Source organism: Mucilaginibacter ginsenosidivorax, assembly GCF_007971525.1.
Lineage (GTDB): Bacteria > Bacteroidota > Bacteroidia > Sphingobacteriales > Sphingobacteriaceae > Mucilaginibacter > Mucilaginibacter ginsenosidivorax.
On the sequence record NZ_CP042437.1, the window covers coordinates 2202808 to 2216750 of the forward strand.

Sequence of the window (13943 nt, forward strand, 5' to 3'; positions counted from 1 at the left end):
CCGTGTGATATTCGAAGTCTATTTTCGCAACAAACTCAGTGGCGCCAGCTTTTCGGAGATAGCTCAAACCTTTCAGTACGGCTTCCTGATGGATGCCTCGGTAGCGGCATACATCAGTTCGGTTCCCTTGCTTGTATTCTGTGTTAACTGGTTTACCAAAGGGCACATCGGCAGTAAATGGCTCAGGTTTTACGTTTACCTGGCTGTGGTTATCATCGCTATTGTAACGGTTGTTAACCTCAACATTTTCCGCGAATGGGGCACCAAGGTAAATTTCAGGGCGTTTGATGTTTTCTTTAACGCGCCATCCGAGGCTTTTGCAGCATCAAGTTCGTCGCCGCTGTTTTTAACTTTTGCGCTGTTTGTGGCGTTGATAGCCGGAGGTGTTTTTCTGTCGAAATACATTATCGATTTTGATTTTAAAAAGCCCAATGCGCCACTGATTGTAAAGCCCGTTATCGTTGTTTTGTTGCTGGGGATAACCCTGCTCATTATCCGTGGCGGCCTGCAGGTAGCGCCGATAGCCCAAAGCAATGCCTATTTCTCGTCAAAACCCATCCTTAACCAATCGGCATTAAACACCGAGTGGAACCTGATCCAGAACGTGGTAGAAAACCTGGAATCGCCGGGCAATCCGTACGTGTTTATGCCTGCCAAAAAAGCTTCGGCAATGGTTGATAGCATGTACGCCGTAAAAAAGGACAGCACTTTACATATCCTGACAACCAACCGCCCAAACGTAGTTATTTTTCAACTGGAAAGTTTTACTGCCGACCTGATTGAATCATTAGGCGGAGAGAAAGGCGATGCGCCTAACTTTGAAGATTTTATAAAACAGGGCGTTTTGTTTGATAGCGTATACGCCGCCAGCGACCGTACCGACAAAGGCATCGTAGCCATTATGAGCGCTTTCCCATCGCAGGCCACGCGCACCATCATCATTGATAACGAAAAGCAGGAACGCCTGCCGGCACTATCCAGTGTTTTTGCCGACCAAGGATACCGAACATCGTACTTTTACGGCGGAGAAAGCGAGTTCATGAACTTTAAAGCCTACCTGCTAAGCCATAAAATAACCGATCTGGTAGATAAAAGAGATTTTGAAGCCAAAGAAATGAACTCCAAATGGGGCGCTCACGACGATATTTTGTTCAGGCGGAATATCAGCTACCTGAACAAAGTACAAAAGCCATTTTTTAGTTATGTTCAAACGCTAAGCAACCACGAACCCTTTGAGCTTCCAGTTCCACCGCATTTCCCCGGCGATGATATGGGCAATAAATTCAGGAGCACCGCATATTATACTGATGCCAGCCTGAAACAATATTTTGATACCGCAAAAAAACAAAGCTGGTACAAAAACACCCTGTTTGTTTTAGTGGCCGATCATGGTCACCGCTTACCGCTCGATAAATCGGAACCTTACGAACCACGTAAATACCACATTCCCATACTGTTTTTTGGCGATGCCATTAAACCGGAGTATCGTGGCCTAAGGGTAAAAAAACTGGGCAACCAAACGGATATAGCGGCTACCCTGTTGGCGCAGCTGAACCTGCCACATCAGCAATTCAAATGGTCGAAGAATTTACTGAACCCTTATAGCCTGGATTTCGCTTTTTTCGACTGGGATAATGGCATGGGCTTTATGCTGCCCAACCAGGCTGTTACTTACGATAATGCAGGCCAAACAGTTAGCTATATCCAAAACAGGAACGCACCAAAAGCTTATACTAATAAAACGTTGGATTATGCCAAGGCTTTTATGCAGCAGGTATTTACGGATTATTTGAGGTAGGATATATGCGTTTTATAACAATCAATACATATCCAAAAAAGCTTTCAATGCTCTTGATTGCGGTACATCTCTCCGGGTTATCAGTACTGTGGTCATGGTGCCTATTTCCTTATTCATCACAAAGGTATTTATCTTTCGGTTGCTGTAATACTGGCTAATCACTTCCTCTGGTAATATACTGACACCCAGGCCGGCTTCTACAAAGTTGATGATGCCTTCGATGGAGTTAACCACAATACTTTTATAGCGAATGATGCCTTTTGAACCAAGCCACGATTCCAACCTTGCCCTAAAAACACAACCCTGGTCAAATACCACAATTTTTAAGGGACTAACGGCAATGGCGTCGTTAATATTTTTGATGCCGGCCGGTGCTAAAATGACCAGTTGCTCTTCTTTAATCATCACCTGCTCCAGCTCGGGAATGTTAACCGGCGCAGGCACAAAAGCTGCATCCAATTTATAGTTCATAACATCGCTGATAAGGCTGCCCGCCATAGCCGATCTGAACTCGAGTTCAACCTCTGGATAGGTATCTGCAAAATGGTTGATGATCGCGGGGGCTTTGAGTGCCATGGTTGTTTCAATACAACCTATTTTTATATGCCCTTTAACCTGGTCGGCATTTTGGATGTTTTTTTTGGCTTCCTCAATCAAATGGCCTACCTGTTTGCTGTACTGCATCAAAGTTTGCCCGGCTGCCGTCAATTCAACCTTGCGCGATGTTCGGGTAAAAAGCTCGGTGCCAAATTCTTCCTCCAAACTTTTAATGCGTGCCGTTACGTTTGATTGTACTGTAAACATTGATTCGGCGGCTTTAGTAAAACTGCCATTGGCCGCCACGGCTTCAAATATTTTAAGATCGTTGGTATTCATAAATCACAAAATATGATTATATAAATCATTACAAATCGTTTTTAACAATCAAATCTAAGGATTAGTTTTGAATAAGCAAAACAGCAGATGAAAAACATAACAAAAACAACACTCTCGCTATTAACAGCAGTCAGCCTGGTAGGTAGCCAGTTGCATGCGTTAGCTGTCGAGCATTTAAAACCCATTAACAACACCATGGAAACTACTCAAATTTATTACCGCAACATTAAAGCTAACGGGCTGAATATATTTTACCGTGAAGCCGGACCAAAAGATGCCCCTGTAATTTTATTGCTGCATGGCTACCCAACATCATCGCACATGTTTAGGAACCTGATACCCATACTTAGCGAAAAATACCACGTGATAGCCCCCGATTTGCCTGGCTTTGGCTATTCAGACGCGCCCGACCATACCCGGTTTGCCTACACATTTGATAACCTGGCCAATACCATGCAGGCTTTTATAAACGAACTTAGCCTTAAACATTTTGCACTGTACATATTTGATTATGGTGCGCCAACCGGGTTAAGGCTGGCAATGGCCAATCCCGAAAAAATCACCGGCATCATATCGCAAAACGGCAACGCCTACGTTGAGGGCCTAAGTAACGCCTGGAACCCCATCCAGCGGTACTGGGAACACGAGTCGCCAGATAACAGGGACGCATTGAAAGATTTCGTGTCAGAAAAAATAACCTGGTTTCAGTACCACGAAGGCGTAACCGATCCATCATTGATAGCCCCCGAAAGCTATACTTTAGATCAGCATTTTTTAGATCGTCCCGGAAACGTGGAGATTCAATTGGATTTGATGAAGGATTATAAAAGCAATGTGGAGCTGTATCCAAAATTCCAGGCCTATTTCAGGCAATACAAACCCAAATTTCTGGCTGTTTGGGGCAATAAAGATCCCTTCTTTTTACCAGCAGGGGCCGAAGCTTACAAACGCGATGACCCTAACGCCACTGTTAAATTTTATAATACCGGGCACTTCGCTTTAGAAACCCATGTTAACGAAATTGGCGGCGATATTTTAAATTTCATGGCGGGGCTTTAAGCTAAAAAAGCACAGGCGCACCAACAGAAAAGCACAGGGCATATAGCTCTGTGCTTTTCCATTTATCATGCTTCCCCGACTTAAAAACCGGCAGTTGATGCCTTTTCGCCGCTATTCCGTGCTGGAGGATCGGTACCCAGTAAATGTTTAACAAAGAAGTCGCGCTTTTTTTGACGGCCGTAAACACCGCCATCACCGTGGCCCATGCCCGGCACTGTAAGCAAATCAAAAAACTTATTGTTTTTTATCAGCGCGTCGGCAAAACGATAGGTGGACTCGGGAGGTACGTTGGTATCGGCCTCGCCCACTATCAGCATTAAATTGCCCTGTAGTTTTGCAGCATTGGTAATGTTTGATTGTTCAGCATAATGCGGGCCCACGGGGTAACCCATCCATTGCTCGTTCCACCATTGCTTATCAATGCGGTTATCGTGGCAGCCGCAGGCAGATACTGCTGCTTTGTAAAACTCGGGATGAAACAACACGGCACCTGCCGAATTTTGCCCGCCTGCTGATGTGCCATAAACGCCCACCCTGCTGATATCAGCCTGCGGGCATTTGGCTGCAAGCGCCTTCATCCATAAAATACGGTCGGCAAAACCTGCATCGGCAAGGTTATGCCAGCATACATCATGGAAAGCTTTGGAACGGTTGGCTGTACCCATGCCATCAATTTGTACCACAATAAAACCAAGCTGGGCTATACTTTGCATCTCGTTTACAGCGGCAAAGTTTTTAGGCACAAAAGAATCCTGCGGTCCGGCGTAAATATTTTCAATAACGGGATAGCTTTTAGCGGAGTCCATATTAGCAGGGCGATAAACTACGCCCCATATATCGGTTATGCCATCGCGCCCCTTAGTTACAAATACTTCGGGCAATTTTATGCCGGTATTTAATAAGGGCGCTATATCAGGGTGCTCCAGCTCCATTACAGTTTTCAGCGTAGCCATATTTTTGAGCACCATACGCGGGGCAACATTTACTTCTGAATAAGTATCGATATAATATTTCCTATCGGGCGAAAAAGTAAGCCGGTGATTCCCCTTTTCCGGGGTAAGGTCAACCATGTTTTTACCATCAAGGCCCATACGGTAATAGTGAATAAAGTAAGGGTCTTCACCTGAATTTTTGCCGCTGGCGGTAAACCATAGCTGCCTTTTGCTTACGTCAACGCTATCAATATCACGTACCACCCAATTGCCTTTGGTAATTAGTTTCTCTTTGCCGGTAAGCTCGTCAATCAGGTAAACATGCCGCCAGCCATCTTTTTCAGTTATCCATACTACCTCATCCGTTTTGGGCAAATAACGCGTATATAACCTTTGCTCGTAAATAAAAGTATTCGTCTTCTCGTCGATGATATTGCGGGTTTTACCTGTTTGTACATCCACCTCGATAACCCTGAACCGCTGGTGCCCCCTGTCAACCTTTTCATATGTGTAATAGCGGCTGTTACCATCGCGCCAATGCAGTATAGGCGCTCCAAAAAAATCAATCTTTTCGGCATCAACGGCCAGCTTGCTTTTATCGGCAATATTAAAAACAAAAGGCTGGTACGATGTAAATTCATCGCCCGGCTGGTCGTACTCATGCGATTCAAGCTGTCCCCTTGTAGTGCCGGGCACCGAACTTAATACATAGTATACCTTCTTTGTTTTTTTAGGGTCGGTAAGGTAAGCCACCAAATGTTTACTATCCGGCGACCATGTGATTTCACCATAAGGCTTATCATTTGTACCATCGGTTGTAAACTGTATTTCGGCAGAACCCTTTAATGACCTTGCATACAAATTCCCGTTCCTGATAAAAGCCGTCCATTGCTTATCGGGCGAAACCGAATCGGTAACATTAGCCTCCCAGCGATAGGTACGTTTTTGCAGCGGGGCGGTCGGGTCGTAATCCTTAAAAACGGTATCAGTAGTTTTTTCGCAATAGTAATTGCTCAAATTGCATTTGAGCCAGTTTTTGCCGATTTTAAAAGTAACCTGCTTTTCATCGACGCCATAAAACATAACCGCGATGCGCAGTTTATTTGCAGGTACAGGCTTACCTAACACGGCAGCCACCCCATTGGCCATTTGTTTGGCATCAAAGGCCTTGTGTTTGGTTCCCTTTTCTGCATTAACAAACCAATACTCGGTTGCATCGGTGCCGACGCGTTTATCGTACCAGAACTGTTTGCCGTTTGCCTGCCAATTGGGCCTGATGTTGGTTACAACCGGAATCTTTTTCCAGGCCGAATCCAACCTGTCGGCATTGGCATACGCCTGCAGCATTTGTTGATGGGTTGGCAAATATGGTGTAACCGCCGTTTTTTGGGCATAGCTAAAGTTAGCTGCAAAAACCAGCAGCAAACAAAAACGAGTGTATCGCATTTGGAGACAGATGAAATTGATGAATATTTTTAAAGCATCCCGGCGCTAAAACCGGGCTGCATTTTGTTATTTATTAAAATCGTAAAACTTCCAGCTGGTGGTAAAGTCCCTGGTTAATGGCTGGTTAATAAATGTGGCCCGCATCATTTCAATAGGGATAAGGTTCTGTTTCATAAACGTATCATGAAATTGCTTGTAGCTCATTTTACCGCTATCAACCATTTCTTTTTTAAGCTCCATAATTTGCAGGCCGCCCAGTAGGTAGGCTACCTGGTAAAGCGGGCTATATCCACCTTCAAATGAGCGTCTTACTTCGCCGGCGGCATTGGCTTTTTCGTGCCCTACACGGTCAATCAAAAAGTCGATACACTGTTGCGGCGTCCATTTGCCCAGGTGATAGTTGAGCGAGAAGATGATCCTTGCGCAGCGGTGCATGCGCCAAAAAAGCATCCCCACCCTTTCTTCGGGTGTTTTGGCAAAGCCTTTATCATACAGTAATAATTCCCAGTATAACGACCAGCCCTCTACCCCAAACGGGGTCACGAAATCCTGCCTGTAAGCTTTGTACCTGCTGTTCATAAAATATTGCAGGTTGTGGCCTGGTATTAATTCATGCTGTACTGTCCCTCTCGAAAAATAAGGGTTGTTGCCGCGCATGCTCATTAGTTTATCCTGCGCTTCCATACTATTGGTAGGGTACGATATCATGATCTCTTTACCACCCAAAAAGAACGGGTTAACCAACTGCCGCTCGGGCGACATCATTGTCATTCCCCAGGTTTCTTCGGCCAATGGCGGTATCGTGATCAGGTCGCGTTCTTTAATGAAGCTGATTGCATCGTTATATAATTTCACAATCAGTTCTGGCTGATGGCCTACTGGTACGTAGCTATTCTTTACTTTTTCCAGCGCTTTTTTCCAGTCGCTGCCGAAACCCATTTCCTGCGATGCCTTTAACATTTCTTTATCGCACCAGGCAAATTCTTTATTGGCCAGTTGAATCAGTTCTTCAGGCGTGTAGGGAATCATTTCGGCCTGTAACTGGCTTATCAGGGCATCGCGGCCAATGGGCACGCCTTTTATGCCGCTGCTATCTGGCTTCTGGGTTGTTATTACTTTCCCTTTGCTTAACGCTATATCGCTGTATTTGCCAAGGGCGGCATCAAGGGCTTTATAGGGCGCGGGCACCCACCATGTAAAGGCAGGATCGTACGTATTGTAAAAGCTATAAAAGTCTCTTAGGCGCCCCTTAAGGCCTGCCAGCGCTTCTTTAGTAATGCGAGCCAGTGGCATATCCAGGCTGGGAAGTTTATGATATGCCGCGGTATCGGCTTTCAATTGTTTCAGTATGGCGGTTAATTCGGTCGCCACTTTTTCGCCGTCCATAAAATCGCCGTGGCGGCGTTTCTTTTCCAGGGCGTAAATACCATCGGCACATGAAAGGTATTTGGCAACCTGGTTGTATTGTTCCTCTTCCTTTTTCAGATCGCCCAGGTCAAAGTTGATGCGTTTCTTTAGTAAAATATAATCTACTTTACCATAAATGCTCATCGATTCAAAATCGGCTTGTTGCAATTGTTTCAGATAATCGGTATCAATCTCAACCAGCCTTTTACGCTGCTCGGGCGAATTAAGCACATTCATTTTATACTCATCCTCGTTATGCTCGTTAACATAATAAGGCGAGTAAAAATCTTTAATGGCATTAACATCCTGCCCGTAACGGATGATGGTGCCCGCCATTTCGCTAGTTTGCTCGTAAAGGGCATTGTTAGCGGTAGCCGTTTGCGCCTTGCCCGCCAATGAGCAGGTTGTTAAACAAATTGCAGCAAAAAAGGTGGTGGTTGTTTTTGTGATGGTAAACACAGTTTGTTTTTTTTAGATGGTAAGTTAGCTGTTTTATTTAAAAGCTTAAAGCAAAAAGTGCAAGTCTTAAAGCTTTAAGACTGTCGAATTAATTGCCCCTGCCTGGGGTATGTTAACTTGCCGCCCTGCTCAGACTTACCAGGTTATTGTTATACGAATCGAGGTAGCCGCGGGGCGAGTTGCCTATTACAAATTTAAATACCCGGTTAAAATTGGTGATACTTTTAAAACCACATTTGTAAGCCACGGTATTAATGCTTTCAAACTTATGGGCTATCAGTTTTTTGCAGGCCTCGTTTACCCGTATCTCGTTTAAAAACGATATAAAGGTATGCCCGGTATGCTTTTTGAAATACCGGCAAAACGATTCGGGCGTCATAAAGGCTACTTTGGCAACATCCTCCAACGTTATTTGCTCGCTATAGTGTTGCATAATAAAATTGTAAATATTGCCTATCCTGATCCCCTCATTCTCGGTAATGCCGGGCAGGTTGCCATAGGTTGATAAAGGGTCGAGCTTAACTTTCATATTCACCAACGCCTTAAGCAAGGCAAAAAACTGAACAAGCTGATCTGTGCCACCTGCGTTTCGTAAAGCTATCATGGTTTGCGACACCTTATCAGAAGCACTGTGAGGTAATTTAAAACCCTGCTGGTGTTGCTGCAAAAACATCTTGCTCGATTTTAGCTCTGGTAAATCAAACAAGGGGGCTAAGGTTCCTTCGGGATTAAAAAAAATAGATATGGCCTCAATCTGTTTATCGCCGCCGTTTACAAAATATTCGGGGTTGCTTTTAAACACATGGGGTAAATTGGCGCCCAGTAAAAAAATATCGCCCGATGAATAATCGTGCATGTTGTTGCCGGCAATCAGGGTTCCTTCTCCTTTCTGGATCCAGGTAATCTGTATTTCTTTATGGCGGTGCAAATAAGGATAATGGTATGGAAGAGAAACTTTTTCTGCTATCACACTCTTATCATGGGGTACAGGGATAGTAAATTGTAAAACTTTCATATGAACGATTGTTAATGTTCCCTGAATTTACAATTACTTAACTCTAAAAACCAACAATTGCCCCCAAACGGATAAAATGCTGCTACCATCTGTTAATTTCATGCAGATGGAGCGGTTAAAACCGTAACCATTTATGCCTTTTTGGGCCATTTCAGCAACAATATTAAATGTTATTTATACAATAATAAATCACTCATTACAACTATCAATCATGTGTTTACGCGCATTATTTTACAAGTTAATTGTACCGGGAACAATTAAAATAAATTTGACGGAAACGACCGCTTTTGGGAAGAATTTTAAAAAAAGGTCAGGCATTTTTGATAACCCTCCCCCCCCCAAAAAATCCCCAGGCAAAAAAAACACCCGCATCCTGTTAGGGAATACGGGTGTAATAGTATGCTATCAATAAGGGGTTGTGCAAATTATTTAACGTCCCACCAAAGCCTGTCTGTAAGCTTAGCTGTTTGCTGTGGCTGTGGATTTGATGTTATTTCGGCCTGTGGATATAATACCCTACGTGGTATAGCCGATAGCGCGTTTGGCACTGACGGCAAAACAGGATATCCGGTGCGCCGGTAGTCGGTAAAATTTTCCAGTGAAAGGAAGTTGGCTATACCCTTTTCTTCAATGATCAACTGTTCGGCATTGCTGGCGGTTAGCGCTCTTGAGGCCAGGTAAGTATTGGCATCAGCAGTACTTACGCCAAGTTTTGTCATGTGCGATAAAACCGCGCTTTGGTAAACAGGGGTTGCGCTTGCGTAGCCCGATGTTATTAGTGTAGCCTCGGCCTTTAAAAACAATGCTTCAGAATAATTTACAATATAGTTGGTGGCACCTGTTGCACCATAAAAATCGCCGGGGCGCGAGTAATCCTCCAGCTGGCCAATGGTATTTAAGCCCTGCCCCAGGCCGGTATACAGGCCTGTTGCTGTAGCAGGGGCTACCATAGCACTCAGGCGCGGATCGCTACGGGTTGCGAAACCATTAACAAAGGCACTTCCCAACACAACTGTGCTGGCCGATATGAAGTTTTGCTGCCATGGATTTTCGCCGCCAGCTGCACCCGTGTAGGCCATTTTTAAATCGTCATCGTTTGATTGCATGCCTTTTGTCAATGCGGTAAGTGCCAACTGGGCCTGCGCCGCAGCCGTGTAGCCGGGTGCTTTTGTTAAGTGCATGTAATAACGGGCTTTTAGGGTGTAGGCCAGCTTTGTCCATTTACTCATATCGCCCGCGTAAAAAAAGTCGTCGCCAGATGGGCTTACGGTACCGTTTTTGGCAATATCGGCAATACCGGCATCCAGTAAACTTTGTATCTGGGTATAAATATCTTTTTGGGCATCATATACCGGTGTAAAGTTGGAGCTTCCTTTAAACGCCTGCGAATAAGGCATATCTCCCCAAAGGTCGGTACCTGTACCCAGGCAGTATGCGGTTAGTATTTTAGCTATACCTGCATAATTTGATTTACCATCGGCCGTAGCTTTTTTATTTAGCGTTGCCAGGTTATTTAAGCAGGTTACGTAAAGGTTGGTCCAATCGCCATCCATATCCGAGTTATACATCAGGTAAGTGCCCGCGTTTGGCGCCACCTGGTTAAGGGCAGCCACCTGCATATATTCCTGCACAATTACGGCCACGTTGCCCGCATACAGGCTTGACGATATATCCAGTTCAACCGGCGCCAGGATCTGGGCTTCGGCCACATCAATAGGTTGATTTGGGTTTTGATTTACGTCGATATACTTTTTACACCCCGAAGCACTTATCAGGGTACATGATATTAAAATCATTGATATTTTTTTCATGATACTTTTTTGTTTGATAAATGAATTAAAGTGAGAATTTTAAGCTAAAGTCGATAGAACGGGAAGTTGGGGTAGAGAAGGAGTAAATACCCTGCGACCCGTTTGATGCGCCAAATGAGCTTACTTCCGGATCGCCGCCGGTAAAGTGCGGCGCATAAATCCACAGGTTACGACCTGTTACACTAAAATTAAGCGATTTAAAAGGCGTGCTTTTTAACCACACTGGTTTTACGGTATAGCCCACGCTCACATTCCTCAATTTAATATAAGTACCATCCTGTATTACCGATTCGGTGATACCATTTAACCGTTGGTAATAAGCCTGGCCGGTAACAGATATGGTATTTGGCTGCCCGGTTGATTCAATAATGCCGGGAACAACCCTTGGCGCTCTATTTTCGGTAATTTTCGGCGTTCCGTAAAAATATCCGTACCCATCCACATTATTCTGAATATCGCCCCCTTTTTTCACATCAAAAAAGAAACTAAGGTTAAACTGCTTGTACCGGATATTATTGGTAATCCCGCCCGTCCAGTCGGGGTTGGTATTCCCTATAATGCCTTGCGAACTGGTTGGCAAACCAGCATCGTCAAGTAACAGTTGTCCCTGCGCGTTGCGGGCATAGCTGGTGCCGTATATTATTCCGTAAGGCTGGCCTACAATAAGCGAGGTAAAACCGTTGCCCAGCTGTTTCAGGTCGCCATACAGGTTTAATACCTTGTTGCGGGTACGGGTAAAGTTCATGGTCATTGTCCAGTTAAAGTCCCTGGTTTTAACAGGCACTACGGTAAGCAATAACTCAATACCCTTATTTTGCATTACGCCGGTATTTACAGTTGTACCGCTATAGCCGGTTGAAGGGGCTATACTTACTCCCGGAATAATACCATCCACAGTTTTCTTGGCAAAATATGATGCCTCCAAACTTATCCTGTTGTTAAAAAAGCCCGTTTCAAACCCCGCTTCAAACTCGTTTATCCTTTCATTTTTCAGGAAAGGGTTACCCAAAGTTGAGCTTAGTAAAAATCCTGATTGGCCCTGGTAAGGAAAGGTGATATTACGAATGGTTTGGCTGTAATACGGCGTAGTAAGCGAATATGCGCCCACATTACTGCTACCAACTGTAGCATATGAAACCCTGAATTTGCCCAGGTTCATCACATCCTGGAAATCTTTAGAGAAAAACTCCGAAAATATGAAGCTGGCAGCTGCCGATCCGTAAGGATAAAAATTATGGGTTGTTGACAATACCGAGCTTCCATCATACCTGCCGGTGAGGGAAAGTACCAGGAACTTTTTATAATCGATGTTGGTTTGCAGGTAAAATCCTATCCTGCGCACCAATGCATGGCTTTCAGAATAACTTACCGTAGATGCCGAACTGATGTTATCTAAATCGGCTACTGCAAGCCCCAGGCCATTGGCATAAGAGTCTTCGGTATATTGCGAAAAAATATTGTTCCCTAAAATACCATCGATATTAAAATCGCCAAACCGGTGGTTGGCACTGATAATCAAATCGTTATTAATTTGCCTAAAATTGGCGTTGTTAACCACAATACGGCCATTGGGGTTTGATACCGAATTGGCAGATTCATGGTATTTATCCTGCTCAACATACACGTCGGCACCAAAACGCTCGGTTATGGTAAGCCATTTTAAAGGTTTATAATCTGCCGTAAAGGTTGGCATAAAGCGGTTTACGCCCGATTTGTTGGAGATGTTATCAAGTACCCAGTAAGGGTTGTTCCTGGAGTAGCGGTACAAACGTTGTGTTCCGTCGGCATTCTCGTAAGGCAACAGGTTGTATGATATGGGGGCGGTAAAAATTGTCCACACCGGGCTCTCTAATGCATAGCCTTCGGGCAGCCTGTCGTTTTGCGAATTGGAATAATTTAACTGGAAAGTGGTAGTCAGGTTTGGCAGAATCTTTGCACCATATTTGGCAAATAACGAATTACGTACAAAAGAGGTGGTTGGTACCGTACCCTGTTGATTAAAATTGGAGTATGATATATAATAGTTTGATGCTTCGCCGCCACCATTAATGCTCACTACGTTGTTATAGGTATGCCCGGTTTTAAAAAACAAATCGGCTTGATTATATTTTTTTGCAGGCTGGCCGTTTATTTTCAGGGTGTCCATTAACGGGCCCCATGAAGTACTGGTTTTAAGGGTTGTGCCGTCATAAAATTTTCCATTTGTACCTTGCGCATACTTGCTTTGTATTTGCGGCAGCAACGGATTTTCGGACGAAAAATCGGACGAAAAGCTAACAGAAGCTTTTTTGTTTCCCGACCCTGTTTTAGTGGTAATGATAATTACCCCATTGGCACCTAACGAACCATATAACGCAGTAGCAGCGGCACCTTTTAAAACGTTAATACTTTCAATAATGTTAGGGTCAAGGTCGGCAATCCTGCTTGTACCAGGGCCGGAGTTAAGGTTACCTGTTTCGCTGTTATCCACCGGAATACCGTCTAACACCATTAAAGCGTTGTTATCGCCATAAAATGACGATGCCCCACGAACTACAATACGCACAGAACTACCCGGATTACCCGACGAACTGGTGATTTGTACACCCGATACTTTGCCGGCAATATCATTAACAATGTTGGGGTCTTTTCCCTGCACAAGGTCGGTGCCTTTAATTTCCTGGCTACTGTAGGTTAACACCCTTTTATCGCGTTTTATACCAAGCGCGGTAACCACAACTTCGCTAATCGCCTTGTTATCCTCAGGCAAAACAACATTAATCTCGGTTTCGCCGGTAAGCTTAATTTCCTTGGGGATGTACCCAATGGCCGAAAATACAAGTGTGCCTGTACCCGGGTAATTAATGCTAAACGCACCATTAATATTGGTACTAACACCTTTATTGGTGCCTTTTAACCTGACAGTGACACCCGGGAGGGGTAAGCCTTTATCGTCAGATACTTTTCCTTTTACGGTAACTGTTTGGGCATTAGCGTTAATGCAAAATACAAACAGTGTTACTAAAGGCAAAATGAACTTTTTTAGTAATTGTTTCAACTTCATAAATTAAAGTTTTGGGGTTAAAATCTATTTATCTACAACCTGATTTTCAGATATGTAAATCTATTTGCCCCCAACACTGCATTTTTTACAAAATTTT

8 protein-coding genes are annotated in these 13943 nt (G+C 44.2%); 2 read left to right on the forward strand and 6 right to left on the reverse strand.

Annotation, left to right across the window (positions count from 1 at the left end; genetic code table 11):
- Nucleotides 1-4: 4 nt before the first annotated feature.
- Nucleotides 5-1798, forward strand: a complete 1794-nt coding sequence (locus FSB76_RS09280) for an LTA synthase family protein (protein ID WP_158642873.1) — start codon at nucleotides 5-7, stop codon at nucleotides 1796-1798.
- 21 nt (nucleotides 1799-1819) lie between these two features.
- Here the strand turns inward: FSB76_RS09280 and FSB76_RS09285 are convergent, their stop codons facing one another.
- Nucleotides 1820-2674, reverse strand: a complete 855-nt coding sequence (locus FSB76_RS09285) for a LysR family transcriptional regulator (protein WP_147053308.1) — start codon at nucleotides 2672-2674, stop codon at nucleotides 1820-1822.
- An 87-nt stretch (nucleotides 2675-2761) separates the two neighbouring features.
- Between FSB76_RS09285 and FSB76_RS09290 the strand changes: the two genes are divergently transcribed.
- Complete coding sequence (locus FSB76_RS09290; RefSeq protein ID WP_225976462.1) at nucleotides 2762-3733, forward strand: alpha/beta fold hydrolase; 972 nt, start codon at nucleotides 2762-2764, stop codon at nucleotides 3731-3733.
- Between the two features lie 80 nt (nucleotides 3734-3813).
- On the opposite strand, the gene FSB76_RS09295 is transcribed toward FSB76_RS09290, so the two are convergent.
- From FSB76_RS09295 to FSB76_RS09315, 5 genes are all read right to left on the reverse strand, one after another.
- Nucleotides 3814-6111 carry a S9 family peptidase gene (locus FSB76_RS09295; protein ID WP_147053309.1) on the reverse strand — a complete coding sequence of 766 codons (2298 nt, stop codon included), beginning with the start codon at nucleotides 6109-6111 and terminating at the stop codon, nucleotides 3814-3816.
- Nucleotides 6112-6177: 66 nt separating this feature from the next.
- Complete coding sequence (locus tag FSB76_RS09300; RefSeq protein ID WP_225976463.1) at nucleotides 6178-7977, reverse strand: DUF885 family protein; 1800 nt, start codon at nucleotides 7975-7977, stop codon at nucleotides 6178-6180.
- A gap of 112 nt (nucleotides 7978-8089) precedes the next feature.
- Nucleotides 8090-8992 (reverse strand): AraC family transcriptional regulator, encoded by a 903-nt coding sequence (locus tag FSB76_RS09305; protein WP_147053310.1) that lies wholly within the window; start codon nucleotides 8990-8992, stop codon nucleotides 8090-8092.
- A gap of 425 nt (nucleotides 8993-9417) precedes the next feature.
- Entirely contained in the window at nucleotides 9418-10803 is a 1386-nt protein-coding gene (locus FSB76_RS09310; RefSeq protein WP_147053311.1) for a SusD/RagB family nutrient-binding outer membrane lipoprotein, read from the reverse strand.
- A 25-nt stretch (nucleotides 10804-10828) separates the two neighbouring features.
- On the reverse strand, nucleotides 10829-13846 hold the full coding sequence (locus FSB76_RS09315) for a SusC/RagA family TonB-linked outer membrane protein (protein ID WP_147053312.1): 3018 nt from the start codon (nucleotides 13844-13846) through the stop codon (nucleotides 10829-10831).
- Nucleotides 13847-13943: the final 97 nt, after the last annotated feature.